Source organism: Streptomyces sp. WAC05292, assembly GCF_003949955.1.
GTDB classification, from domain to species: Bacteria; Actinomycetota; Actinomycetes; order Streptomycetales; family Streptomycetaceae; genus Streptomyces; species Streptomyces globosus.
In genome coordinates this window covers 1-25,083 of record NZ_RPSE01000054.1, presented here as the reverse complement: position 1 = coordinate 25,083, position 25,083 = coordinate 1, and the positions used below count along the sequence as shown (strand labels likewise).

Sequence of the window (25,083 nt, the reverse complement as noted above, 5' to 3'; positions counted from 1 at the left end):
CCGCCAGAGTGCGCGTACTCATCCCGCGCCTGGGTACCCGGCCCGGCCTCCCGCCGGCCGGGCCGGGTACCCAGGCGCGGGATGAGTACGCGCACTCTGGCGGGCCCGCGGCCGCGGCGGCGACCGTGGGCGCATGGAATCCACCGCCCGCCGGCTCGCCGACGCCACACCGGCCACGCGCGACCGGTACGTCGACCTGCTCCGCGTCGCCTCCCTCGGCACCGTCGTCCTCGGCCACTGGCTGATGGCCGCCGTCACCGCCGACGGCATGGGCAACCTCCTCGCGGTCGTCCCCGGGCTCCAGGCGCTCACCTGGATCCTCCAGGTCATGCCGGTGTTCTTCTTCGTCGGCGGCTTCTCCCACGCCCTGTCCCACCGCTCCCTGGAGCGCCGGGCCGGCGGCGCCCCCGTCTACGCCGCCTTCCTGCGGGCCCGGCTGCGCCGCCTGCTGCGGCCGACGCTCGCCTTCGTCCTCGTCTGGACCGCCGCCGCCCTCGCCGTCCAGGCCGCCGGGCACGGCCGCGGGCCGCTGACCGGGGCCGCGCTGCGGATCGTCACCCAGCCGCTGTGGTTCATCGGGATCTACCTGGCGATGGTCGCCCTGACCCCGACGCTGCTGCGGCTGCACCACCGGTGGGGGTGGGGCGCCTTCGCCGCGCTCGCCGGCGCGGCCGCCGCCGTCGACGTCCTCCGCTTCGCGGCCGGAGTGCCGTACGCGGAGTTCCTGAACTTCGCCTTCGTCTGGCTCGCCGTCCACCAGCTGGGCTTCCTGCGCGCCGACGGCCGCCTGCGCCGCCCCGCCCTGCTCGCCGCCGCCGGCCTCGCCGGCGCCGCCCTGCTGGTCGCGTACGGGCCGTACCCGCTGTCCATGGTCGGGATGCCCGGCGAGAAGGTGTCCAACATGGCGCCGCCCACCGCGGCGCTGCTCTGCCACGGGCTGTGGCTCGTCGGAGCCGTCCAGCTGCTGCAGCGGCCCGCCGAGCGGCTGCTGGCCCGGCCCCGCGCCTGGCGGGCCGTCGTCGCCGCGAACGGGATCGCCATGACGGCCTTCCTGTGGCACCTCACCGCCATGCTCGCCGTGTACGCCGCCCAGCTCGCGCTCGGCGTACGGCTCCCCGAGCCCGCCTCGGCGGCCTGGTGGGCGCAGGTCCCGCCGCGGCTTGCCGCGGCCGCCGCCGTGACCGCCCTGCTCGTCGCCGCCTTCCGCCGCTTCGAGGCCCCCGCCGCGGCACCGGCCGCCGAGCCCGCCGCCGTCCCGGCCGCCGGGTCGGGGCCGCGGGCCGCCTTCGGCACCGTCCTGTGCCTGTTCGGCGTCCTCGGCCTCTCCACCACCGGACTCGGCGGCCTCCTGGAGGGCCACACGGCGACCCTCGTCGCCCTGCCCGTGACCGCGCCCGCCGCGCTCGCGACGGTGCTCGGCGGGTGGCTCCTGGTGGAACGTTCGGGCGCTTCGCGGAGCGTTAGGCTGAGGGGCTGATCCCCATTCCTTCCCTGGAGCGCGTCTGATGGCCGTCAACTTGGTCAATGTCGAGGCAGTCGGCAAGGTGTACGGCACCCGTGCCCTGCTGGACGGCGTCTCCCTCGGCGTCTCCGAGGGGGACCGGATCGGCGTCGTGGGCCGCAACGGCGACGGCAAGACCACCCTCATCCGCATCCTGGCCCGGCTGGAGGAGCCCGACACCGGGCGCGTCACCCAGAGCGGCGGCCTGCGCATGGGCGTCCTGACCCAGCACGACTCCCTCGACCCGGCCGCGACGATCCGCCACGAGATCATCGGCGACATGGCCGACCACGAGTGGGCCGGCAACGCCAAAGTCCGCGACATCCTCACCGGCCTGTTCGGCAGCCTGGACCTGCCCGGCTTCACCCACGGCCTCGACACGGTCATCGGACCGCTCTCCGGCGGCGAGCGCCGCCGCATCGCCCTCGCCAAGCTCCTCATCGACGAGCAGGACCTCATCGTCCTCGACGAGCCCACCAACCACCTGGACGTCGAGGGCATCTCCTGGCTCGCCGGCCACCTGCGCGAGCGCCGCTCCGCCCTGGTGTGCGTCACCCACGACCGCTGGTTCCTCGACCAGGTCTGCACCCGCATGTGGGACGTCCAGCGCGGCTCGGTCTTCGAGTACGAGGGCGGCTACAGCGACTACGTCTTCGCCCGCGCCGAGCGCGAGCGCATCGCCGCCACCGAGGAGGTCAAGCGGCAGAACCTGATGCGCAAGGAGCTGGCCTGGCTGCGCCGCGGCGCCCCCGCCCGCACCTCCAAGCCGCGCTTCCGCATCGAGGCCGCGAACGCCCTCATCGCGGACGTGCCGCCGCCGCGCGACACCTCCGAGCTGATGCGCTTCGCCAACGCCCGCCTCGGCAGGACCGTCTTCGACCTCGAGGACGTCACCGTCCAGGCCGGCCCCAAGACCCTGCTCAAGCACCTCACCTGGCACCTGGGCCCCGGCGACCGCATCGGCCTCGTGGGCGTCAACGGCGCCGGCAAGACCTCGCTGCTGCGCGCCCTGGCCGAGGCCGCCCGCACCCAGGGCGACGTGCAGCCCGCGGCCGGGACCGTCACCGTGGGCAAGACGGTCCGGCTGGCCTACCTGTCGCAGGAGGTCGGCGAACTCGACCCCTCGCTGCGCGTCCTGGAGGCCGTGCAGCGCGTACGGGACCGTGTCGACCTCGGCAAGGGCCGCGAGATGACGGCCGGTCAGCTGTGTGAGCAGTTCGGCTTCACCAAGGAGAAGCAGTGGACGCCCGTCGGCGACCTCTCCGGCGGCGAGCGCCGCCGCCTGCAGATCCTGCGCCTGCTGATGGACGAGCCGAACGTCCTCTTCCTCGACGAGCCCACCAACGACCTGGACATCGAGACCCTGACCCAGCTGGAGGACCTCCTCGACGGCTGGCCCGGCTCGATGATCGTCATCTCCCACGACCGGTTCTTCATCGAGCGCACCACCGACACGGTGATGGCGCTGCTCGGCGACGGGGCGCTGCGGATGCTGCCGCGCGGCGTCGACGAGTACCTGGAGCGCCGGCAGCGGATGGTCGAGGCGGCCGTCCCGGCGCCCGCCCCGGCCGCCGCGAAGTCGACGTCCGCCGGCGACGCCAGGGCCGCGAAGAAGGAGCTGCAGAAGATCGAGCGGCAGCTCAACAAGATGGCCGACCGCGAGACGAACCTGCACGCGAAGATCGCCGAGAACGCCACCGACTTCGAGCAGGTGGCCAAGCTCGACGCGGAGCTGCGCGAACTCATCTCCGAGCGGGACGAGTTGGAGATGCGCTGGCTGGAGCTGGCCGAGGAGGCCTGAACGGGCCCGGCGCGCGGCCGCCGCACGGCCGGAGGACCCGGCCTGACGCCCCTGCCCCCGGGGGGGGGCGGGCGCCGCGCCGGTCCGGCCGTACGGCGGGCCGCTCGCGCCTGATCCGGCGCCCGTGCCGAGGGGCACGGGCGCCGGATCAGGCGCGCACCTGGCGGATCAGATACGGCCGCGCCACTCGCCGGTCGGGGCGCCGCGGTCCTCGATGAAGTGCTTGAACCGCGTGAGATCGCCCTTGACCCGGCGGTCGACGAAGCCCATCTTGTCGCCGATGTTCTCGGCCATCCCCTCGGGCTCGAAGTCCATCATGAGCGTTACCTGCGTGTGCGTCGGGTCGATCGGCTCGAAGGTGACGACGCCCGACTGCTCGGTGGAGCCGCCCACGGTCACCCAGGCGACCTTGCGGTCGGGCACCTGTTCGGTGATCTCCGCGTCGAACTCCCGCTCCACGCCGGCGATCTTCGTCACCCAGTGGGTCAGCGTGTCCGTGCGCTGCTCGATCCGCTCGACGCCGTCCATGAACTTCGGGAACGACTCGAACTGCGTCCACTGGTCGTAGGCCGTCCGGACGGGGACGTCGACCTCGATCGATTCCTTCACATGCGACATGGCGTATCTCCCCACTCTCTGGGATCCGGCGGGCGTCGGCGCGGACTGCTCGCCAGCGCCACCCCCCGCGGGCGCCGGTCGGCGCCCTCGGTCCGCCCTTGCCCGGCGGGCCCGCGGTGATGCGCCCGAATGCCGGTTTCCGCCCGGTCGCCACGCCTCCGGCGCCCGTCGGCCCCCGGCACCGTCCGGAACCGTCCCGTGGCTGCGGTGCGCTGCATGGAAGATCAGGAAGCGGAATTCGCGACACGCGGCGACGCACGGCTGCTGGCCCTCCACCCGGGCCACGGGCCCGAGCTGCGACGCGGGGGCCTCCCGTGCCCCTGACGGGCCGGCCGGGGGGCCGGACGCCGCGGATCGTGGTCGGCTGGATGCAGGGACGCGCCGCAGCCGGCGCCATGCGGGCAGGCCGGGCGGGACCCGCGTCCCGTCGGGAGGCGACGCGCATGGAGCGGAACGAGTCTCAGCGGGCCTGGGCGATGGTCATCGCCACCGTCTCGATCATCCTGGCCGACCTGGCGGCGATCATCCTGATGAACACCGTCTGGCGGTGACGGGTCAGCCCGCCGCGGCCCCGCAGAGGATCCCGCCGGGCGGCCGGGGACCGCGGACGGACGACGGCTCAGGCGGACGGGGCCTCGCCGACGGGGCGGATGACCACCGGGTACTCCGGGGATCCCGCGGGGACGGGGCACCGGGTGATCCTGGCCGCGATCTCTGTCACCCGGTCGAGGCCGGAGCACTCCAGGAGCCAGTAGCCGGCGGCGACGACCTCGGTGTCGGCGTACGGGCGGTCGGTGACGGCCGGTTCGCGGCCGGGGGCGCCGGTGACGAACCGGGCTTCGGAGGGCGGTCCGAATCCCTGGGCGTCGAGGAGTTCACCGGAGGCGGCGAGTTCCTCGTTGAGTTCTCCCATGAAGGCGACCATCGCCGTGATCTCGTCGCCGCTCCACGAGGGGGACGCGGGCGAGGGCCGGCCCGCCATCGCGTCGTAGTCCGCCTGGCTCCCCATGACCGTCACGAAGTACTTCATCCGGGCAGCCAACCACTGCGCGGCCCGCCCGGGGCGCCCCTCCGGCCGCGGTGGGGGCGGGTTCCCCCGGGCGGCGGAGTCAGGAGCCTGCGTGGGGCTCCTGGGCGAGACGTTCCTTCTCTGCCTTCAGCTTCCGCCACACCGTGCCCAGGGCTTCGAGGTCCCGGTCGTCGAGGAGGTCGGTGAAGACCGGCGCGAGGGCCGCGCGGCGGGTGTCGTCGGCCGCCGCGAACACCTTGCGCCCCTCGTCCGTGAGGGAGATCTCGACGGACCGGGCGTCGCGTGCGGAGGGCGTTCGGGAGACTAGGCCGCGGGCCTGGAGGGCGTCCACGACGCGGGAGACCTGGCTGCGGCTGAGCATGGTGCTGTTGCCGAGGACGGAGGCAGGCACCGGCTCGGGGCTGGACGCCAGCCACAGCATGACCTCGAACCAGGACACGGGCAGGCCGTGCGCCTTGGTCAGGGCCCGGTCGACGCGCTCGGTCATGACGGTGCCGGCCCACACGAGGCCGTAGAAGGCGTAGTCCTCGGCGGGCATCTCGGCCTGGGTCAGTTTCTTCGGCATGGCTCGAGTATAGGGAGGGGTTGCGTGTGCACACACACAAATGTATGTTGTGTGTGCACGCACAGAAGAAGAACATCCTGAAAGGTTCGAAATGTCCACCACTGCTCCCTCCTCCCCCGCCGTCCGGACCGTGCTGATCACCGGGACCTCCTCCGGCATCGGCCTGTCCACGGCCGTCGCCGCCGCGCGCGCCGGCTGGCGCACCGTCGCCACGCTGCGCGACCCCGGCCGCGCGGACGCGCTCCGCAAGGCCGCCGCCGACGCGGGCGTCGAGCTCGACATCCGTCGGCTCGACGTCACCGACGAGGCGTCCGTCGCGGCCGCCGTCGCCGGAGTGGTCGCCGACTACGGCCGCCTGGACGCCGTCGTCAACAACGCGGGCGCCGGCCATGTGGGCACCCTGGAGAACGATTCCCTCGCCGACATCCGCAGGGTGATGGAGGTCAACTTCTTCGGTGTGCTGAACGTCAGCAAGGCAGCGCTCCCCCATCTGCGGGCCGCCGGCGGCCGCCTCGTCACCGTGACGAGCGTGGGCGGTGTCGTCGGGCAGCCGTTCAACGAGGCGTACTGCGCAGCCAAGTTCGCCGTCGAGGGCTACATGGAGAGCCTGGCTCCCGTCGCCCGCACGCTGGGCGTGGCCGTGTCGGTGGTCGAGCCGGGCGCCGTGGCCACCGAGTTCGTCAACAACATCGGCATCGACGTCGAGGGCGGCCTGGAGGCCGGCGCCTACACCGGGGCGCTGCGCACGTACGTCGACCGCACCGTCGCGCAGTTCCTGGACGGCACCGCGCAGACGCCCGACGGGGCGGCGGAGTCCGTCCTGGAGGCGCTGACCGCCGCGGAGCCGGCGTTCCGCCTCCAGACCACGGACTGGGCCCGGGAGTTCGTCGGCACCAAGCTGGCCGATGTGGACGGCTCCGCGGTCCGGAACCTCACCTCCGCCTGGGTGGCCTGAGCGGCCCGATCGCCGGGGGCACTGGCCCCCAGGCACCGCGCCTCCCCCGTCCGGGGGAAGCGGTCCCCGCTCACGGGGGAGGTGGCTCGGCCCCGGCCCGCCGCACGATGGGGTCATGAAGCGAACCGACCGTCGACGGCATGGGGCAGCAGCGGCTCGGCCCTGCCGGCCGGTGCTCCGGGGGCGGGTGCCCGATCCTCAGGCGGCGCCGGCAGCGGAAGTCCGTGACTCGGGCGCGGGGTCAGCGTTCGTGTCTGCGGGCGGGGGTGCCGGCGGCGGCCAGCGGCGGGGTCTCCAGGCCCGCCCCGTGGCGCAGGCCCGTCAGGAAGTCGGCGACGGCCTCGGTGGCCGTGGTGGACGGGGTCCAGTCCAGCTGCTCGCGGGCCCGGCCGGCGTCGAGCAGCGGCAGCCGCAGGAAGGCGTCGAGGAGACCGGGGGCCGCGGGTATGAGGCGCATCCGCCAGGCCGCGGCCAGGGCCGCCCGGGCGGCTCCGGCGGGCAGCGGCACCGTGCGGGCGTGCAGCAGCCGGGCCACGGCCGCCATGTCCAGGACCGGATCGGCGACGAGGTTGAACGCGCCGCGCACGGGCCGGAACACGGCCTCCCGGTACGCCTGGGCGGCGTCGTCGGTGTGCAGGGCCTGGAAGCGCAGGCCGGTCACGGCGGGCAGGGCGGGCAGCAGGCCCGGCCGGACCAGCCACCAGGGCAGGAGCGGGCCGGCGAAGATCCGCCGCTGCTCGCTGGCCGCGGCCTCCTTGAACAGGAAGGCCGGCCGCATCCGGACCACCCGCATCTCGGGGTGCGCGGGCTGGAAGCCGTCCAGACAGCGCTCCAGGTACGCCTTCTCGCGGGTGTAGGCGGCGCCCGGCCAGCCGTGGGTCGGCCAGGTCTCGTCGACGGGCCGCCCGTCCGGCGGGCCGGGGGCGTACGCGCCGACGGACGAGGCGTGCACCAGGGTGCGGACCCCCGCGCGGGCGCAGGCCTCGAAGACGCGGATGCCGCCGAGGACGTTGGTCCGCCACGTCTCGACGGGGTCGTGGGTGGGCTGGAACTTCCAGGCCAGGTGGACGACGGCGGCCGCGCCCTCGAAGAGCCCGGTCAGGTCGGAGTGGCCGGGGTCGACGTCCGCGGCCACCCAGCGCACGCCGGGGATGTCGAGGGCGGGGCGGCGCCGTGCGATCCCCACGACGTCGGCGACCCGCAGGTCGGCGGCCAGGGCCCGCACCACGCTGGTGCCGGTGTTGCCGGTGGCTCCCGTCACGACGACCCGCATCACGACCACCCCGCCGAACCGGGCAGCGCACGGGCCCGGGCAGAGCCGCCCACCGGCGCGCCCGCGGTCGTCATCGGAGGCGTCGCGGGGATAGGAGGTGTCAAAGGAGTGGATGGTGAACAAATGGATGCAGACATGCCCCGCGCCTACCCGGGGCGGCCAGGGCAACGCATCGGGGTGACCGGGGGTCGGGCCACGTGTGGAAGCACGGGCTCCGGGTAGCCGCCGGACCGTGAAACCACTACACGAGCGTTCCGTCCGCCTGCCCGACAGCACCCTGCCTCTGCTGCTCCGCGGCTACGCCTGGCTACCCGACCTGCTGCGGGCCGAGGACCGCCCGCTGGTCCGGACGCGCCTGATGGGCCGCCCCGCCGTCGCGCTGCGCGGGCCCGACGCCGTGCCGTTCTTCTACGACGAGGAGAACGTCGTGCGGCGGTCGGCAGTCCCCGGGCCGGTGCTCGACACCCTGTTCGGGCGCGGGGCGGTGCACACCCTGGACGGGGAGGCGCACCGCGTACGCAAGGCGATGTTCACGGCCCTGCTGAAGGACGCGGGCGGGATCGCGGCCCTGACGGACACCGTCGTCGAGGAGTGGCGGGCCGCCACGGCCGCCCACCGGGGCGGGCAGGTGGTGCTCTTCGAGCAGGCCTGCCGGGTCCTGGCCCGCTCGGTGTGCGCCTGGGCGGGGCTGCCGCTCGCCGAGGCGCACGCGCGCCGGATGGCGGCCGACTGCGCCGCCATGGTCGACGGCTTCGCGACGCCCGGCCCCCGCCACCTGCGGGCCAGGCGGGCCCGCGCCCGGCAGGAGCGCAGCCTGGCCGCCCTGGTGGCAGCCGTCCGGCGGGGCGGCCGGCAGGCCGCGCCCGGTTCCGCGCTGGCGGTGGTCGCCGAGCACCGTGGTGCGGACGGGCAGCCGCTGGACGAGCGGACGGCCGCCGTCGAGCTGCTGAACGTCATCCGGCCGACCGTTGCCATCGCCTGGTTCACCGTGTTCGCCGCGCACGCCCTGCACCGGCAGCCGGGCCTCACCCCCGCCCTGCGGGACGACGACTCCGGCGCGCACCGGGTGATGTTCGCGCACGAGGTGCGCCGGTTCTACCCGTTCGCGCCGTTCGTCGGCGGGCGGGCCGCCCGGGACACGCGTTGGCACGGCGAGCCCGTCGCGGCGGGCTGCACCGTCCTGCTCGACGTGTACGGCCGGCACCACGACCCCTCCCTGTGGGGGGACCCGTACGCCTTCCGGCCGGACCGGTTCGCCGGGCCGCATCCCCCGGTGGACCTGATCCTCGCGCAGGGCGGCGGGGACGCGGCGCGCGGGCACCGCTGCCCGGGCGAGGACATCACCGTCAGCGTGCTCGCGGCGCTCTCCGGGGAACTGGCCCGCTGCCGGCTGGACGTGCCCGGACAGGACCTGTCGATCCCGCTGTCGCGGATCCCGACGCTCCCCCGCAGCGGCTTCACCGCCCGGATCACCCTGCCCTCGGACCCGCCCGTCGGGGCGGCGCCCGCCCGCTGACGTTTGCCGCCGCCCCGGCCGGTGAAGACGCCGGGGCGACCGCAGGAGGTGGCCGAGGTGGCGCAGCGATCACAGACGGGTACGCAGGACGGGGAGGCGTACGACGCCGGCCCCTTCGTCCCCCGCACGGACGACCTCGGCGAACTGGGCCGGGCCGCCGCCGGGTGCCGCGGGTGCCCGCTGTACGCGGCGGCCACGCAGACCGTCTTCGGGAACGGACCCGGGGGCGCGCGGATCGTGCTGGTCGGCGAGCAGCCCGGGGACCGGGAGGACCGGGCCGGGGAGCCGTTCGTCGGGCCGGCGGGGCGCCTGCTGCGCCGTGCGCTGGAGGAAGCGGGGCTCGACGTGTCGGAGGTCTACCTCACGAACGCGGTGAAGCACTTCAAGTTCACGGTGCCGGAGGGTGGGAAGCGGCGCATCCACAAGACCCCCGACCTGCGCGAGATGACCGCCTGCCGCCCCTGGCTCACGGCCGAGCTGGCCGCAATCCGCCCCCGGCTGGTCGTGGCCCTCGGCGCCACGGCCGGCCGCGCCCTGCTCGGCGGCCCGTTCCGCGTCGGCGACCACCGCGGCGTTCCGCAGCCCTTCCCCACCCGCGACGGGCGCGCGGCCGGCCGGCCCGCCGTCCTTGCCGACGCCCGGTTCCTCGCCACCGTGCACCCCTCGTCCGTCCTCCGGGCCCCGGACCGCGACGCCGCCTACCGCGGGCTGGTGGCAGACCTGCGCGCGGCGGCCTCGGCCCTCCGGGACTGAACTCGGGGCGCCGGACGGCCGGCCGCTCCGGTCAGGGCCGCGGACGGGGGCGGAGGCGGAGGCGGAGGCGGGCTTCGACGTGGCCGGCCACCGCGCGGCATTCGAAGGACGGCTGCGGCGACATCGCCGGGCCGCGGAGGTTCCGGCCGTCCGACAGGCGGAAGACGCTGCCGTGCCAGGGGCAGCGTACGCGGCCGTCGTCGATGTCGCCCTCCGCGAGCGGGCCCGCCATGTGCGAGCAGCGGCCCGCGGGAGCGTGGACCTCGCCCCCGGCCTCCCGGACGACCAGTGGTTCCACCCCGGCCGGTTCCCCGCCGTACGGCCCGGCCGGCGGCGAAGTCGGACACCGGGCCCAGGCGGGTCCGCCCGTCCGGGAACCAGGTGGGGTACGGCCTCGGCGTGGTGGGCGCCGGCCGCCCGCCGGTAGGCCGGGTGCCCGCCGAGCGCGCCGCCGGGGCCGACGGCCGCCGGCCCGCCACGGAGAGCAGCCGGCCGCGGGCGTCGCGTCCGCGCAGGCGGGCGGCCAGGGAGGCCGCGTGGAGGGACACGGCGGCGATGTTCGACACAGCGTGCACCAGGCCGACGCGGGCCTGCTCCGGCGGCAGCTCCGCCCACTCGGCCCATCCGGCGGCCGCGGCCGCCGGACCGCCGCGAGCCACACGCCGATCAGCAGTTGCGGCTCGCTCCTGCGGCCCGGCGTGCACGCGAGGACGGCCGCGGAGAGCCACGCTCCGACGGGAACCTGGACGAGTAGGGGGTGCAGCGGATCTCCCAGGGGCAGGCCGTGCGGCCTCGGTGGACGGCCGCGGGGTGGGGGGTCGGCTTCTCGTGGCCCGGCGTCTGCCCCGGCCCGCCGAGGTCTCACCCGTGCGGGCATCGGGGCCCGTTTCCGGTCGGAGGATCCGGGCAGCCGCACCGTGAGGCACACAGGTACGCGCGCGCGTCCGCCGGGCCGGGCTGATTTCGGCGCGGCCGGGCGGGGCGCGCCCAGCCCGACAGGAAGGCCCGAGACGATGACCCGAGACACCGGAGGACGCCGGGAGCCGGAGCGCAGTGCCGGCTCGGGGGCGGAGCGGCGCAAGCCGACGCCTCCCTCGCAGGCTCCCGGCGAGGCCGGCGACCGTGAGGAGCGCCGGCGCGCCGACGAGGCCGTGCGCGGCGGGAGCGGCAAGGGCGGTGAGGGCGGCGGCGGACGCGAGCGCCCCGCCGACGTTCCGGCCACTCCCCCGCCGGTGGAGCCGCCGGACTGAGCGGCCGACCGTACCGGCACGACGAGCACGGCGAACCCGTCCCGGCCCGACCGCACGCGACCGGAGAGAAGGCGATGACCCTCCAACTGGAACAGTCCCTCGACCCCGGGCACGACGCGGCTGCCGCGGCCAGTGCCCGGAGCGCCACGGTGGGGTTCCTCCAGGACGCAGCGCGGGCGGGCCGGCCGGTCGCCCCGGCGACGGCGGACATCGTGCTGCTGGTGGTCAGCGAGCTCGTCACCAACGCCGTGCGGCACACGGCGGGGCCGTGCACCCTGCACCTGGCCCGGTACGAGGCGGGAGTCGGCATCGGCGTCAGCGACACCAGCCCGGACCCGCCCGTGCGCCGGCCTCCGCATGTGGACGGGGCGGGCGGCTGGGGCTGGATCCTGGTCAACCACCTCGCCGAGGAGCTGTCGGTACGGCCCACGCCGGAGGGCGGCAAGACGGTCCACGCGTACATCGCGGACCGGACCTGAGGAACGGAAGAGGAACGAGGACGACGTGAACAAGGCCAAGCTCGCCTACCGGCCCGTCGGCATGGCGCTGGGCGCCACGGGAGGGCTCCTCGCGGGGCTGCTGTTCAAGCAGGTGTGGAAGCTCATGGGCCGCCAGGGAGACGCTCCCGACGCGATGGACGAGGACCGCGCCTGGTCGGAGATCCTGATCGCCGCGGCCTTGCAGGGTGCGGTGTTCGCCGCGGTCAAGGCCGCCGTGGACCGGGCAGGCGCCACGGGAGTGCGCCGCCTGACGGGCCGCTGGCCCGCCTGAGGAATACACGCCCCGGGCGACACGGGCGGCACCGCACCGCACCGGATCGTACGACGCCCCCGGCTTGGAAGCCGGGGGCGTCGGGCGCGTCGCGCCGGACCGCAGGAGTGCCGCCCTCAGTCGTGGCCGGGCCCCGGGCCGCGCGCCGTCCGGCGCTGGGCCTGCGGGCTGGGGCCGATCGCGTCGCCCGCCTCGCCGTCGCGGGCGTCGTCGCCCGTGGCGCCCCGTTCTCCGCGGGCGCGTTCGCGGCCCGTTCCCGAGGCCTGCGCCCGGTGGCTGCCGGGCCTTCTGCGCCGGTCCTGCGGGGTGTCGTCGTCGAGCGGGGCGCCGCCGGCGCCGCCCTGGTCCATGTCGTCCATCGCGCACGGCTCCTTTCGGGTTGCCTACAGTTCGCGGAGGGCGGGCAGGAGTTCCGCCTCGGCCCACTGGAGGAAGGGCTTCTGGTGGGCGCCGCCGATCTGGACGAGCGCGACCTCCGTGAAGCCGAGTTCGGCGTACGGGCGCACGGCCGCGACGAAGTCCTCCACGTCCGCACCGCAGGGGATCGACCTGCCGACGTCCTCGGGACTCACCGCCGCGGTGGCCTCGGCGAAGGCGGCGGGGCCGCGCAGCTCGGCATTGACCTGCCAGCCGCCGACCGACCAGCGGAACTGCTCGTGGGCGCGGGCAAGGGCGGCGTCCCGGTCGGGGTCGTAGCAGACGGGGACCTGCCCCACGCGCGGTTTGCCGGCCCCGCCGTTGCGGTCGAAGTCCTCCAGCAGCCGGCGCTCGGGCTCGATCGCGATGAGCAGGTCGGCGTGGCGGCCGGCGACGGCGCAGGAGCGGGGACCGGAGGCCGCGATGCCGATCTCCGGTGGCCGGTCCGGGAGGTCGAAGAGCCGCGCACTGTCGATGCGGAAGTGCCGGCCGTCGTGGTCGACCGTTTCGCCCGCGAGGAGGCGGCGAATGACGACGGCGGCCTCCTCCAGGCGTTCCAGCCGCTCCCGCGGGGCCGGCCATCCGCGGCCGGTGACGTGCTCGTTGAGGTTCTCGCCGGAGCCCAGGCCGAGCCGGAAGCGGCCCTGTGAGAGCAGCTGCACCGTGGCGGCCTTCTGGGCGACGACCGCCGGGTGGTAGCGGTAGGTCGGGCAGGTCACGTACGTCATGAGCGGAATCCGCTCGGTGGCCTGCGCGGCCGCGCCGAGCACGCTCCAGGCGTACGGAGAGTGGCCCTGCTCTTCGAGCCAGGGGAAGTAGTGGTCGGAGATGACGGAGAAGTCGAAGCCCGCGGCCTCGGCGGCCACGACGTCGTCGACGAGCGCACGCGGCCCGGCCTGCTCGGTCATCATCGTGTATCCGATGCGCACCATGCCGGGCGTCTCACCCGTCCCCCCGGCTTCAAACCAGGCCGGGTCCGGGGCCGGCCCCGGGCACCCGCGGCGGGGTGCCCGCTCGTCCGGTCGGAGCAGCCGGACGGGCGGTCCGGACGCCGAGGATCTTGGATGGCTGCATGGCGCCCACCTCGGCCGCGGACCCACAGCTGCGGCAGATCCTGGCCGGCCGCGGGTACCTGCGGCTGCTGCTCCTCGCCGCGCTGCTCGGCGTGCCGGTGGCGTTCGTGTCCTTCTTCTTCGTCAGCGCGCAGCTCGCACTGCAGGATTTCATGTGGGAGGACTGGCCCGAGGACCTCGGCTTCGACAGGCCGCCGTGGTGGTGGCCGCTACCGTGGCTGCTGCTGGCCGGGCTGATCCTGGCGCCGGTCGTCACCCGGATGCCGGGCGGAGGCGGGCATGTGCCCGCGCACGGCCTCGGCGGACCTCCGGTCGGACCGAAGGCGCTGCCCGGTGTGGTGGTGGCGGCGCTGCTGACGCTGCCGCTGGGCGTGGTCCTCGGGCCCGAGGCGCCGCTCATGGCCCTCGGCTCGGGCCTCGCGCTGCTCGCGGCGCAGCTGACCCGGAAGCCCCTGGACGCGATGCACGGGGCTGTCATCGCCACGGCCGGGCAGACCGCCGCGATCTCCACGATCCTCGGCGGGCCGCTCGTGGCGGCGGTCCTGATCATCGAGGCCGCCGGCCTCGGCGGCACGGGGATGGTCGTCGTGCTGCTGCCCTCCCTGCTCGCGAGCGGGGCCGGGGCGCTGGTGTTCACCGGGTTCGGTGACTGGACGGGGCTGTCCACGGGTGATCTGGCGCTGCCGACCGCACCGCCCCGCTTCACCCCGGACGCCGCCGACTTCCTGTGGGGGATCCCCGCGGCCGCGCTCATCGCGGCGCTGATCGCCGCCGGGATGGCGCTCGGACGGCGCACCGAGAGGTGGATCCGGCCGCGGACGGGGCCGCGCACGGTGCTCTGCGCCGTCGCGGTGGGCGTGTGCGTGGCGGCCTACGCCCTGCTGACGGGCCGCAACCCGGCGGAGGCCGCACTGTCCGGGCAGATCACCCTGGGAGCGCTGGCCGCCGACCCGCACGCCTGGCCCGTCGCGGCGCTGTGTGCGCTGATCCTGTTCAAGGGGCTGGCCTGGGGCCTCAGCCTCGGCGGACTGCGCGGAGGGCCGATCTTCCCGTCGATCCTGGTGGGCGCGGCCGCGGGGGTGGTGTGCTCGGGGCTGCCGGGGCTGGGTACGACGCCCGGGATGGCACTGGGCATCGCGGCGGCCGCCGCGGCGGTCACCGGGCTGCCGCTGACGAGTTCCGTGCTGACGGTGCTGCTGCTGGGGCAGGGCGCCTACCACCAGACCCCGCTCGTGGTGTTCGCGGCGGTGGTGGCCAGCGTCGTCACCCGGCTCCTGCGCCGCCCGAAGGCGACGGCGGAGGGGTCACAGCCCGGAGCGGGTGCGGCGGCCGGGAACGGACCCGCCTCCGCCCACGACTCCGGATCCGGTTCCGATCCAGGTTCCGTTTCTGGTTCCGGTTCCGCTTCCTATCCCGGTTCTGCTTCGGGTTCTGCTCCCGGATCGGGTGCCGGCTCCGGTTCCGGTTCCGGGACCCCACCGGAATCCGGGCCCCGTGCGGGAAGGGATCCCGCGCCGTGAGTCGGCGTCGTGACCGTGCGCCGGCCGGAGCACAGGCTCGCGAGCCGCGGAACCTGCTCCGGGAGGTCCTAGCCCGGCCGGGCCGACTGCCCGAGCTGCTGGCCGGGTTCGCCCTGCGGCACAACGGCCCGCGGGCCGCGCGCAGCGTGGCGCGGCTGCGCGAGGAGATGCCGGAGGCGGACGCCTCCGCGCTGGGGGCGGCGGTGATCGCCCGCGGGACCCGTGCGACGGTGGCCGAGGGGGCGTTCGTCGGCGGACCGTTCCTGGTGTTCATCCCGGTCGCGTTCTGCGCCGCGCTGCTGCGCCAGGCGCGTACCGTCATGGAACTCGCGGCCGTGACCGGCCTGGATCCCACCGCGCCGGAACGGGCCGCGGAGCTGCTGGTGCTGCAGGGGGTCTACCCGGACGCGCAGTCGGCGGCGCGGGCGCTCGCCGAGGACCCGGAGGCCGGAAGCACGCAGTCCGCGGGGCCTGCGCCGCGGAGCAGGTGGACGGTCCTGGTCGGGGTGACGCTGCGCATGGCCCGCCTCCTCGGCCTGCTGACCACCGGCGAGGAGAGCCGGGGAAGCCGCCTGCGGGCCTGGGCCGTCCGGATCGGCCAGTGGGCGCTCCTGCTGGCCGTCCTCGCGGTCGGCATGGTGGTGCCGCTGGCCTGGATGCCGTACATGGCGGTGTCGTACCGGAAGGCCACCCGTCGGCTGCTGGCGCGGGCCGCCGACTCCTACCTCCTGCACGTGCCGCCCCCGGAGCGGCGGCGCGGCGCGGCCGGGCTGGATCCCGGGGCGCTCGCCGCTGTGGTGCGCGTGCTGTCGTCGGTCCTGGTGCCGGCGGGCGTGGTGCTGCTGGTCCTCCTCGCGGACCTGCGGACGGCGGGCGGCCGCTGGCCCGCGCTGCTGGTCGGCCTGGCCGCCGCCTCCGCCGCCGTGGGGGCGTGGTGGCACCTGCGCCGTCGGCGCCGGGCGGGGCGGGAGGACGCGGCCGCGGCGGGGCGCTGAGAACGACGCGGTCCCGGCCCGCGCGGCGTTGCGCGCGGGCCGGGACCGGGGTGCGGGTCGCCGAGCGTCCGTCAGAAGGTGTTCTTCGTGGCGCTGGAGACCACGCACTCCTTGTACTCGCTGCCGTTGCCCTTGCCGAGGTAGGTGGTGGTGGCCTCGGTCGTCTGCGACGCGCCGGCCTTGACCTTCAGGCCGGTGACGGTGGCGACGGCGGGGCTCGCGGTCGCGTCGCCGCGCCACTTCACGATGAAGCCGTACGTGGCGTCCAGCGAGCCGCTGTTGGTGACGGTGATGCGGGCGACCAGCTTCTTGCCGGAGGCGTCCATCTTGCACTCGTTGATGCGGATGTCGCGCTCGGCCTTGTCGCCGCTCTTGGCACCGCCGGAGACGGAGCCGGAGGAGCTGGTGCTGCTGCTGTCGCTGCCGTCGCTGCCGCTGGTGGTGCCGCTGCTGCTGCTTCCGCCGGAGCTGCTGCCGCCCGAGCTGCTGGAGCCGGACGAGCTGTGGCCTCCGCCGCAGCTGCCGCCGTGGGAGCCGCGGGCGCCGGTGAGAGCGAAGACGACGATGCCGAATACGGCTACGGCGCGGGCATGGCGAAGCTTCACGTTCAACCCCCGTTGAAGTGTCGGTGCATGGGAAAGAAGGCCCGCCTTTGACGAGCACACGTCACCCTAGCAGCGGCCGGGGACAGTCCGCGCACCAGGCGGAATTCCCGCGTCCGCTCTGGCCGGCCGCCGCGGTGCCCGCTCCCCGCGCCTCGGGGTCCCGGTGTCCGCGGCGGGCCCTATCATGACCCCGCCGCAGCCCGGGGGCCTCCCCGGCGCTCCCGGCGGCGTCCGCCGGCGCATCCCGGCGGGACGACGACACCCACACCACCGGTCCGGGAACCGGACGGGGCTCGTTCGTGTGTTGCAAGAGGGAAACTCCACAGCAGGGGGGACGGAAAGATGAAGGCGTGGGTGGTCCCCGGTTACACGGAGACCAGAGAGCTCGGTTCGGGAGCCAGCGGCCGTGTCGTGCTCGCGGTGCACGACGCGACGGGCACGCCCGTGGCGGTGAAGTACCTCAGCGACCGGCTCCGCCAGGACCCGGCGTTCGTCCAGGGGTTCCGCGCCGAGGCGCGGCTGCTCGGCGGCCTGCACTCGCCGTACGTGGTGGGGCTGTACGAGTACGTGGAGGCGCCCGCCGGCGCCGCCATCGTGATGGAGCTGGTCGACGGCATCGCCCTGCGCGAGCTGCTGCGCGAGTCGGGGCAGACCGGGCCCGAGGCGGCGCTCGTCGTGCTCAAGGGCTCCCTCCTCGGCCTCGCCGCCGCACACCGGGCCGGCGTCGTCCACCGCGACTACAAGCCGGAGAACGTGCTGGTCGCGGCCGACGGCTCCTCGAAGCTCGTCGACTTCGGCATCGCCGCCGACCGGGGCACCGAGGCCGGCGTCGCCGGGACGCCCGCGTACATGGCACCGGAGCAGTGGCAGGGCCGGCCCGCCTCCCCCGCCGCCGACGTGTACGCGGCGACGGCGACCTTCTTCGAGTGCCTGACCGGCCGCAAGCCGTTCGCCGGGGAGAACTTCGCCGAGCTCGCGCTCCAGCACATCGAGGCCCCGGTGCCGGAGTCCGAGGCTCCGGAACCGGTGCGCCCGCTGATCCGCCGCGGCCTGGCCAAGCGACCCGAGGAGCGGCCGGAGGACGCGGAGGCGTTCGTCGCCGAGCTGGAGGACATCGCCTGCGGGGCGTACGGGCCCGACTGGGAGGAGCGCGGGCAGCGCAAGCTGGCCGCCCTCGCCGCCCTGCTGCCGCTGCTGTTCCCCTCCGCCGGCGGCACGGCCGCGTCCACGACGGCCACCGCGAGCACCTCGCTGTGGGCGCCGGGCCGCCGCGGCTGGCTGGGGGCCGGCGCGGCCCTCGTCCTCGGCCTGCTGCTGGCCGTCCAGCAGGCGGCCGCCACGGACAACACCGGCGGGGCGGCGGCGCTGAGCTCCTTCGCGACGACCAGTGCCGCCCCGCCGACGGGAGGCCCGGCCCCCTCCGGTTCGGCCTCCGGCTCGCCCTCCGCGTCCCCCTCGGACTCGGCCTCCCCCTCGGCTTCCGCCTCGGCCTCGCCGTCCGCGTCGCCGTCCGCCTCCGCCTCGGCCTCCGGACCGGCGCCCGGCCCCGGTACGCCGGCCCCCGGCACGCCCGGCACACCGACGGGCGGGCCCGCGACCGCACCGCCGACCACCCCGCCGCCCTCCCCGGCCGTGAAGGTGCGCTCGGTCTCCGTGACCTCCTTCGGGCAGACCGGCTTCACCACCGGCCAGGTGGCGCTCGCCGTCAGCGCCACCGGTCCGGCGACCGTCCGCCTGGAGTGGTTCAGCAGCGACGGGCGCGGCACCGCCGCCGTGTCCGAGGGGTCCATGACCTTCCCCGCCTCCACGGCGGGCACCCCGCGAACGCTCTCCTTCAAGGGCACCGGCTGCTACTGGAGCGTCCGCGCGACCACCACGCCCGCCGCCGCCTCCGGCGCCGCGGTCCAGCAGATCCTGACGAGACGGTGCGAGATCCGATGAGCGACGACGACTACAGCGCCACCGCCCTCGGCAGCCACTGGATCAGCGGCACGCCGGCCGAGGGCCCCACCCTCGTCGCGCCCGACCGGGTCGACGGCTCCGTGCTCCGCTTCGGGCCCGGCGTCACCGCGGCCGCCCTCGCCCCGTTCCCCGTGCCGGTGCCCGCCGCCCCCGCCAGCCGGGGCGGCGGCCTGCGCCGGTACGCGCTCGCCGCGGCCATCCTGGCCGCCGTCCTCCTGTACCTGGGCTGGCAGCGCCTCGTCCCCGGCATCGAGGTCCGCGACGTGGCCGTCTCCACCGACCCGGCCGGGCCGGCCTGCGGCGGCACCGCCGACATCGTGGCCGACGTGCGCACCAACGGCAGGGCCGGCACCCTCGCCTACCGGTGGATCCGCAGCGACGGCACCCGCTCCGAGGAGCTGACCGAGCGGCTGGTGAAGGGCCAGGAGGCGGCGAAGCTCCACCTGCTGTGGACCTTCCACGGCACGGGCGACTACCCGGCCACCGCCCGCCTGGAACTCCGCTCCCCGGACCGCCGCACCGCGGAGGTCGCCTTCACCTACCGATGCGCACCGTAGGCCGGGGGCGGCCGGCGCACCCCCGGGGCGGCGGGTCTCCCGGCGGTCACGCCCCGCGCTGCGGCGGTCACCGGGTCCCGGCCGGACGTGCGGGGACCACGGTGGTGCTCTAGCGTCGGTAGGTGCGGGGTGCTCTTTCTGTCGGCCCGTCAAGGGCGGCTCCCCGCCCGCGGTCCGCCGCTCCCGCGGATCGCGTGTCCGCCCGATAGAGCAGGTGCATCCCTATGCGTCCGTCCCCTCGCGTCCCCGGCGTCCTCGCGGGTCTCGTCCTCGCCGCCGGCAGCGTACTCTTCGCCGCCCCGCAGGCCTCCGCCACCGGGGTGCAGGACTGCCAGGAGTACGTCGCCTCGCACGGCAAGCCGGCTTCCGCCGCCGTGGCCCAGGCGTGCTACGAGGGTTCCATCGGCAACCAGACCAGCTGCGTCGCGAGCCTGGAGCAGGCCGGCGTCACAGCCGACGTCGCGGGCAGCGCCTGCCGCGCCTCCCGCTGACAGCCCGCCGCGCGGCCGGACGGGTCAGTGGTCCAGCAGCATGCGCAGCAGGTGCGGGTGGTGGGCGCGGACGGCTTCCGCGAGGCGCTCGCGCAGGCGGCGTTCGCGCAGGCCCGCGCGGTCGAGGTGGAGGAGCGTGCTGCCGGGCAGGACGGCGCCGTCCCTGCGCAGGGCGTCGGCCAGCAGCCGGGTCACCGGCTCCCGGATGGGGGCGTCGTCGGGCAGCAGCACGAGCGCGCGGCCGACGCGCCGGTACAGGTCGGCCAGTTCGTCGACGGGCAGCCCGGTGCTGCCGCCTATCAGCAGGCGCAGCAGGTCGTGGGCGAGGGAGGTCGCCGGCCCGCCCTCGCGGGAGGACGTGAACAGGGTGACGGACGGGCCCAGCAGCTCCATGACGGGGTCGACGGCGTGCCGCACCAGCAGGTCGGTCGTGCCGCCCGTGACGTCCATCTTGTGCCACACGTCGTCCCAGTAGGTGCGCGACCACAGGACCGTGTCGCGCTGCGGCCGGCGGTACAGCCAGTGCATGTCCAGCGGCTCGGGCGCCCGATGCGGCTCCTCCCGCAGGCGGATCTCCAGGCTCCGGCCGCTGTCCGTCCAGCCGCGGTGGACGGAGACGGACAGCACGAAGTCCGTCCACTGCTGCTCGTTGAAGGACGACCGCCACAGCAGGACGCTGCGGTGCCACGCCGAGGCGGGGTCGGAGGCGTCGGGGAACAGGCGGTCGGCGGTGGTGCGCCCGGACAGTAAGAGCAGCATCAGGACCAGGTTGGCGCCGTAGGTGCCGTGCCGGGAGGAGGTGCGGTTCGGGGCGGGCCGGTAGGCGGGGTGGGGGTCGTCCGTGCGGGTGCCGTGCTGGTGGAAGACCCGTACGAGCAGCCGCCCCAGCCGCTCGCGTTCGCCCTCGGGGATGCGCCGGGCCATCGACCCGCCGAAGCGCAGGATCTGCCGGGAGGACAGCGGGGCGTGGGAGAGCAGGGCGTACGCCAGGTCGTCGTCGATGCGGCTGGCTCCCGCGGAGAGCGCCGGCCGGTCCGCGAGCAGGCTGGTGAGGACGTGCAGGGCGAGCCGTACGACGAGGTACTCGCCGAAGGTGGCGTGCAGGAACTCGTACGTGGAGAGCATGCGCCCGTCGCGGAGGGACTGGGCGCGCTGGACGAAGAAGAACCGGCCGAGTGCCACCTCCGCCGCCCCGAGGGGGGCCCGGAACCCGGCGGTCTCGGCGGCCGGGCGGCCGAGCAACGCTGTCAGGTCCGCATCGAGCTCGGCGGCCGACACCCACTGCCGGCGCCGGTTGAGCTGGGCGAACGCGACGAGGGACAGCCGCTGGAGCTCCCGTTCGGCGAGCTCGGCCAAGCCCTCCTCGGGGAGGGCGTCCCCGGCCGTCTTGTCGACCTCGCGCCGGGCGAAGGAGGTGAGCAGCTCCTCGTACAGCTCGGCCTCGTCGAGCGGGTCGCCGCCGTCGGCGCCGGTGCCGCGCGGCCTGTCGGCGCTGCGCGGCAGGGCGTTGTCGGCGGCGTCGTACAGGGCCAGCATGGTCAGCAGCAGGGGCTGTCCGGCGAGCGGGGCGTGGCGGGCGACGGCGTCCCAGGGAAGCGGCCGGAGCCCGCGGGCGGCGAGCCCGGCGGCGTTGGCCCCGTTCCAGAGGTCCAGCCAGCGGCGTATCTGGGCGGCGCGGAACGGCTCCAGGCGGAGGGCCACGAGCCCTTCCGGGTAGCGGGTGCGGTCGGCGACGGCGGTGCGGCTGGTGACGACGGCGCGCAGCGGGCGGCCCTGGTCGGCCTCGCGCTGCTGGAAGCGGGCGACCCGGACGAGGAAGTCGCTGTGGTGGACGCCGGTCGTCTGCAGGAGTTCGTCGAACCCGTCGAGGAGCAGGACGGGTACCGCGCCGCCCGCGGAGCGCACCAGGTCGGGCCAGGCGACCCGCTCGCCGGTGGCGGCGCGTACCGCCTGCTCCAGCTGTTCCTGCAGGTCGTCCTCGGCGCGTACGTCGCGCAGCGGGACCCGGACGGGCAGGAAGCCGGCGGAGGGGAGGCGGGCGGCGAGGACGCGGGTGAGGACGGACTTGCCGGCGCCGGGCTGGCCGAGGACGAGCAGCGGCGCGTGCGCCCCGCCCGGATCGGTGAGGGCTCCGGCGAGGTAGCCCGTCAGGTCGCGGCGGACGGGCACCTCCTCCCACCAGGCTTCGGTGGCGGGGCCTCCGGTGCCGTCGGCGGCGCGGACCCGGAAGTCGGGGTCGAGGTACATGTCCCGCAAGGCGGGGACGCGGATGCCGTCGGGCGCGGTGGAGGCGTCGAGGACCGGGCGGGCCAGCACGGCTTCGGCGGCGCGGGCGAGCGAGGCGGCCACGTCGGCCGGCGGGCGCATCCCGCGGGCGGCACCGGAGAGCAGCTCCTCGATGCCGGCGAGGGCCAGGCGGATCCGGTCCCGGGTTGCCTGGTGCTCCACCTGGGCCGTCCAGAAGCCGAACTCGGGCGCCTCCTGGGCGAGTCGGGCGTAGAGGTCCTCGTACCGGGCGACGGCGCGGGGGGCGAGGTCCGCGCCGAGGGCGCGCACCGCGGCGGAGCGTGCGGACGGGGTGAGGGCGCTCCACAGGTGCAGGCCTTCGGCGAAGGAGAGGAAGCGGTCCGACAGCGCGCCGTACCAGCGCAGCAGCTCGGCGGCGACGTCCTCGGAGGGGCGGTGGGGTGCGGGGCGGGGTGCGTCGACGGCTGCCAGGGTGTGGGCGAAGGCCGCTCCGCGGGCGTTGCGCTCGGGTGCGCCGGCGAGGGCGAGCTGTTCGCCGCGGGTCAGTTCGAGGTCGTCGACACGGAAGGGCAGCTCGGATGCGTCCAGCGCCTCGAACCAGGCGACGACGACGATCACGGTGTGGGCGGCGTGCAGGAGTCGGGTGCGTTCGGCCCGGCCCTGCGCGTGTCCCAGGCGGCGTCCGAGGCCGTGTACGGCGTCGCGGCCGAGGGCGACGATGCTGCCGCGGGCGTCGGCGATCCGCAGCAGGCCGTCGCCGATGCCGCCGGTGGCGGCGCCGAGGGCGCCGCCGAGGGCGCGGTCGAGTGCGGCGACCGCGGGCGGGTCGCCGCCGAGCAGCACCAGCGCGTCCGACAACGACAGCAGCCTGCGCCCGCCCACTACCGCCCCACCTTCACCCTCGCCCGGTCCGGTTCCGCCGCGTCCTGCGGGGGCCGCCTCGCAGGGATCCGGCGCGGAGGCCTCCGGGCCCACTCTCGCACGGGCGGGCCGGGGGCGTCCGCCGTTTCGGTGCAGTACGCACGCGGTGGTGCGGGGCCCGGGGCCTCCTCGGGTGCCGGACGGCGGGTGGTGTACGAATGGCCTGTGAAGGAACAGAGCCCCTCCCCGACCGTCCGCGTGTTCATAGCCCTGGCCCCGCCCGACGACGCGAAGCAGGAGCTGGAGCGGGAGCTGGCGCCCGCGTACGCGGGCTACCCGCGCATGCGGTGGAACCGGATCGAGGACTGGCACATCACCCTGGCGTTCCTCGGCGAACTGCCGGCGGCGGTGGTTCCGGCGCTGCACGCGCCGCTGGCCGGGCTGGCGGCGGCGCGCGAGCCGCTGCGGCTGGCCCTGCACGGCGGCGGGCACTTCGACGAGCGGGTGCTGTGGAGCGGGATCGCCGGGGACGTGGAGGGGCTGCACCTGCTGGCCGCCGACGTCCGGGCCGTGGTCAAGGAGTGCGGGATCGCCTTCGAGGACCGGCCGCTGCGGCCGCACCTGACGCTGGCCCGCGCCCGCCGCGACGACCCGACCAGCGTGGTGGGCGCCGCGGCGGGCCTGGCCGGGTTCGCCGGCCGGACGTGGCCGGCCGCGCGGCTGCACCTGGTGGGCAGCAACTTCGGGCGCGGCCCGGGCCCGATCCGCTATCGGGACATCGAGTCGTGGGGGTTCGGCGGCGGATCGTGACGGCTGCGCCGCGGCCCGCCGCCGGCCCGATGCGCGTGCGGGGTCAGTCCCCGGCCGAGGGGGCGGTGCGGGCGAAGTGGCGGGAGGTCGGGACGAGGGCGGCCGCGGCCGGTACGAGGAAGCAGGCCGCGGCGCACACCGCGAGGACGGGCGCGGGCCCGAACGCGCCGATGGCGGGGGCTATGAGGGCCAGGCCGACGGGTGCGAGGCCGTAGGAGACCAGGAAGTCCAGTGAGGAGACCCGGGCGAGCTTGTCCGGGGCGACCTCCCGCTGGGTGGCCGTGAACCACGGCACGTTGAACAGTTCGATGCCGATCCCGGCGACGGCGTACGCGGCGACGATGACGAGCGGGTGCACCGGCAGCACCAGGCTGAGCGGGGCCACGCCGTACGCGGCGAGCCCGGCGAGGGCCGCCCAGCCCTGGGAGCGCGGCCGCAGGCGGGCGATGACGAGGGCCCCCGCGAGCGCGCCGAGGGTGTACGCGGTCATGGCGGCGGCCAGGATCCACTCCGTGCCGTAGCGGTCGCGGCTGATCAGGGGCAGGGCGACGCTGGTGGCGGAGTAGCCGAGGGCGACGACGGCGACGAGGGCGCCCAGGCCGGCGAGGAACCAGGGATGGCGGCGCGCCTCGCGCAGGCCGTCGAGGAACTCGGCGTGGAAGCCGGCGCGGGGGGTGGGCCGGGCGGCCGGCCCGGCGGCCGCACCGGCATGGGCGTCCGCGGCCGAGACGGGGGCCGCGGCTGCGGCACCCCGGCCCGGGACCAGTGCGGCCGCCAGCCACAGGACGCCGATGCCGAGCAGCAGCGTCGCGGTGTCGAGCCAGGCGGCGAGCAAAGCGGTCAGGGCGGGGCCGGCGAGGGTGGAGCTGCGGACTGCCAGCGTCATGGCGGCGTTGGCCTGTTGGCGCCGGGCGGGGTCGACGGTTTCGGCGGTGAGGGCCTGGAATGCGGGCCGGCAGGCCCCCTGGCCGGCTCCGGCGAGGGCCGCGGCCGCGGTCATGAGGGCGAGGGAGCGGCCGAGTCCGGCGGCGAGGAGCGGCGCGGCGGCGGCCGCCGCGAGGCCGGACCAGAGGACGACGGCGCGCCGGGAGTGCCGGTCGGCGAGGACGCCGCCGACGGCGACGGCGAGGAGGAAGCCGACGGTCCGGGCGGCGAGGACGATGCCGAGGCCGGCCGCGCTCAGGTCGCGGTGCAGCACGGCGAGCCCGAGGACGAAGGGCAGGGCCCAGGTCGCGAGCCCGGAGGCGGTGGTGCCGGCCCACAGGCGCAGGAAGGCGGGGTCGCGGAGGACCGAACGGGCCTGTGGGGCCGCGGAGTCGGCGGTGGTCGGCGCAGGTGTGGACGCCACGGGTGGGTGCTCCTTGGGTTCGTGGGCGGCGGTGGGGAGGACCGCCCCCGGAATCGTTAATGGAAATGATTACCATTACAGTACCCTTCGAACGCGGCACCCCTCCCCGGCGGTGCCGACCACATCCGTGCCCGCTTCCCGAACGGAATCCCCATGCGCCACCC

The 25,083-nt window shown here is 75.8% G+C and carries 24 protein-coding genes; 14 read left to right on the top strand and 10 right to left on the bottom strand.

What is annotated here, in order from left to right:
* Positions 1-133 precede the first annotated feature (133 nt).
* Entirely contained in the window at positions 134-1,477 is a 1,344-nt protein-coding gene (locus tag EF903_RS09550; protein WP_125542759.1) for an acyltransferase family protein, read from the top strand.
* A gap of 28 nt (positions 1,478-1,505) precedes the next feature.
* On the top strand, positions 1,506-3,302 hold the full coding sequence (locus EF903_RS09545) for an ABC-F family ATP-binding cassette domain-containing protein (RefSeq protein ID WP_125542758.1): 1,797 nt from the start codon (positions 1,506-1,508) through the stop codon (positions 3,300-3,302).
* Between the two features lie 168 nt (positions 3,303-3,470).
* Here the strand turns inward: EF903_RS09545 and EF903_RS09540 are convergent, their stop codons facing one another.
* The 3 genes from EF903_RS09540 to EF903_RS09530 form a co-directional block, all read right to left on the bottom strand.
* Complete coding sequence (locus EF903_RS09540; protein ID WP_125542757.1) at positions 3,471-3,920, bottom strand: SRPBCC family protein; 450 nt, start codon at positions 3,918-3,920, stop codon at positions 3,471-3,473.
* A gap of 619 nt (positions 3,921-4,539) precedes the next feature.
* Complete coding sequence (locus EF903_RS09535; RefSeq protein WP_125542756.1) at positions 4,540-4,950, bottom strand: YciI family protein; 411 nt, start codon at positions 4,948-4,950, stop codon at positions 4,540-4,542.
* Positions 4,951-5,029: 79 nt separating this feature from the next.
* Positions 5,030-5,515 (bottom strand): MarR family winged helix-turn-helix transcriptional regulator, encoded by a 486-nt coding sequence (locus tag EF903_RS09530; RefSeq protein WP_125542755.1) that lies wholly within the window; start codon positions 5,513-5,515, stop codon positions 5,030-5,032.
* A 91-nt stretch (positions 5,516-5,606) separates the two neighbouring features.
* Here EF903_RS09530 and EF903_RS09525 point away from each other — a divergent pair, with 91 nt between their 5' ends.
* Positions 5,607-6,470 (top strand): SDR family NAD(P)-dependent oxidoreductase, encoded by an 864-nt coding sequence (locus EF903_RS09525; protein WP_125542754.1) that lies wholly within the window; start codon positions 5,607-5,609, stop codon positions 6,468-6,470.
* Between the two features lie 241 nt (positions 6,471-6,711).
* Here EF903_RS09525 and EF903_RS09520 read toward each other — a convergent pair whose 3' ends face one another.
* Positions 6,712-7,743 (bottom strand): NAD-dependent epimerase/dehydratase family protein, encoded by a 1,032-nt coding sequence (locus tag EF903_RS09520; RefSeq protein WP_125542753.1) that lies wholly within the window; start codon positions 7,741-7,743, stop codon positions 6,712-6,714.
* A gap of 232 nt (positions 7,744-7,975) precedes the next feature.
* Here EF903_RS09520 and EF903_RS09515 point away from each other — a divergent pair, with 232 nt between their 5' ends.
* On the top strand, positions 7,976-9,259 hold the full coding sequence (locus EF903_RS09515; protein ID WP_260615030.1) for a cytochrome P450: 1,284 nt from the start codon (positions 7,976-7,978) through the stop codon (positions 9,257-9,259).
* 57 nt (positions 9,260-9,316) lie between these two features.
* On the top strand, positions 9,317-10,012 hold the full coding sequence (locus EF903_RS09510; protein ID WP_125542752.1) for a UdgX family uracil-DNA binding protein: 696 nt from the start codon (positions 9,317-9,319) through the stop codon (positions 10,010-10,012).
* A gap of 31 nt (positions 10,013-10,043) precedes the next feature.
* Here EF903_RS09510 and EF903_RS35095 read toward each other — a convergent pair whose 3' ends face one another.
* Complete coding sequence (locus tag EF903_RS35095) at positions 10,044-10,310, bottom strand: Rieske (2Fe-2S) protein (protein WP_260615029.1); 267 nt, start codon at positions 10,308-10,310, stop codon at positions 10,044-10,046.
* A 715-nt stretch (positions 10,311-11,025) separates the two neighbouring features.
* Here EF903_RS35095 and EF903_RS09500 point away from each other — a divergent pair.
* The 3 genes from EF903_RS09500 (at position 11,026) to EF903_RS09490 (ending at position 12,033) form a co-directional block, all read left to right on the top strand.
* Positions 11,026-11,262: a hypothetical protein gene (locus tag EF903_RS09500; RefSeq protein WP_125542751.1), complete on the top strand. Its 237-nt coding sequence runs from the start codon at positions 11,026-11,028 to the stop codon at positions 11,260-11,262.
* Between the two features lie 74 nt (positions 11,263-11,336).
* On the top strand, positions 11,337-11,741 hold the full coding sequence (locus tag EF903_RS09495) for an ATP-binding protein (RefSeq protein ID WP_125542750.1): 405 nt from the start codon (positions 11,337-11,339) through the stop codon (positions 11,739-11,741).
* A gap of 25 nt (positions 11,742-11,766) precedes the next feature.
* Positions 11,767-12,033, top strand: coding sequence for a DUF4235 domain-containing protein (locus tag EF903_RS09490; protein ID WP_125542749.1), 267 nt, complete (start codon positions 11,767-11,769; stop codon positions 12,031-12,033).
* 116 nt (positions 12,034-12,149) lie between these two features.
* On the opposite strand, the gene EF903_RS09485 is transcribed toward EF903_RS09490, so the two are convergent.
* Entirely contained in the window at positions 12,150-12,392 is a 243-nt protein-coding gene (locus tag EF903_RS09485; protein WP_125542748.1) for a hypothetical protein, read from the bottom strand.
* Positions 12,393-12,416: 24 nt separating this feature from the next.
* Positions 12,417-13,382, bottom strand: coding sequence for a TIGR03557 family F420-dependent LLM class oxidoreductase (locus tag EF903_RS09480; protein ID WP_125542747.1), 966 nt, complete (start codon positions 13,380-13,382; stop codon positions 12,417-12,419).
* Between the two features lie 140 nt (positions 13,383-13,522).
* On the opposite strand from EF903_RS09480, the gene EF903_RS09475 reads away from it, so the two are divergent.
* Positions 13,523-15,043: a chloride channel protein gene (locus EF903_RS09475; protein ID WP_185902590.1), complete on the top strand. Its 1,521-nt coding sequence runs from the start codon at positions 13,523-13,525 to the stop codon at positions 15,041-15,043.
* The gene (locus EF903_RS09470) at positions 15,040-16,038 is read left to right on the top strand and encodes a hypothetical protein (protein ID WP_125542746.1); all 999 of its coding nucleotides are present in this window, start codon (positions 15,040-15,042) and stop codon (positions 16,036-16,038) included. Before EF903_RS09475 ends, EF903_RS09470 begins: the two co-directional genes overlap by 4 nt.
* 71 nt (positions 16,039-16,109) lie before the next feature.
* Here the strand turns inward: EF903_RS09470 and EF903_RS09465 are convergent, their stop codons facing one another.
* Entirely contained in the window at positions 16,110-16,643 is a 534-nt protein-coding gene (locus tag EF903_RS09465) for a hypothetical protein (RefSeq protein ID WP_125542745.1), read from the bottom strand.
* Between the two features lie 342 nt (positions 16,644-16,985).
* On the opposite strand from EF903_RS09465, the gene EF903_RS09460 reads away from it, so the two are divergent.
* From EF903_RS09460 to EF903_RS09450, 3 genes are all read left to right on the top strand, one after another.
* Complete coding sequence (locus EF903_RS09460) at positions 16,986-18,584, top strand: serine/threonine-protein kinase (RefSeq protein WP_125542744.1); 1,599 nt, start codon at positions 16,986-16,988, stop codon at positions 18,582-18,584.
* Positions 18,581-19,162, top strand: a complete 582-nt coding sequence (locus EF903_RS09455; protein ID WP_125542743.1) for a hypothetical protein — start codon at positions 18,581-18,583, stop codon at positions 19,160-19,162. The genes EF903_RS09460 and EF903_RS09455 overlap by 4 nt, the downstream gene beginning before the upstream one ends.
* 224 nt (positions 19,163-19,386) lie before the next feature.
* The gene (locus EF903_RS09450; RefSeq protein WP_125542742.1) at positions 19,387-19,653 is read left to right on the top strand and encodes a hypothetical protein; all 267 of its coding nucleotides are present in this window, start codon (positions 19,387-19,389) and stop codon (positions 19,651-19,653) included.
* Positions 19,654-19,677: 24 nt separating this feature from the next.
* Here EF903_RS09450 and EF903_RS09445 read toward each other — a convergent pair whose 3' ends face one another.
* Positions 19,678-22,782 (bottom strand): NACHT domain-containing NTPase, encoded by a 3,105-nt coding sequence (locus tag EF903_RS09445; protein WP_185902589.1) that lies wholly within the window; start codon positions 22,780-22,782, stop codon positions 19,678-19,680.
* A gap of 204 nt (positions 22,783-22,986) precedes the next feature.
* Between EF903_RS09445 and thpR the strand changes: the two genes are divergently transcribed.
* Positions 22,987-23,571: an RNA 2',3'-cyclic phosphodiesterase gene (gene thpR / locus EF903_RS09440; protein ID WP_125542741.1), complete on the top strand. Its 585-nt coding sequence runs from the start codon at positions 22,987-22,989 to the stop codon at positions 23,569-23,571.
* Positions 23,572-23,614: 43 nt separating this feature from the next.
* Here thpR and EF903_RS09435 read toward each other — a convergent pair whose 3' ends face one another.
* Positions 23,615-24,919: an MFS transporter gene (locus EF903_RS09435; protein ID WP_125542740.1), complete on the bottom strand. Its 1,305-nt coding sequence runs from the start codon at positions 24,917-24,919 to the stop codon at positions 23,615-23,617.
* Positions 24,920-25,083: the final 164 nt, after the last annotated feature.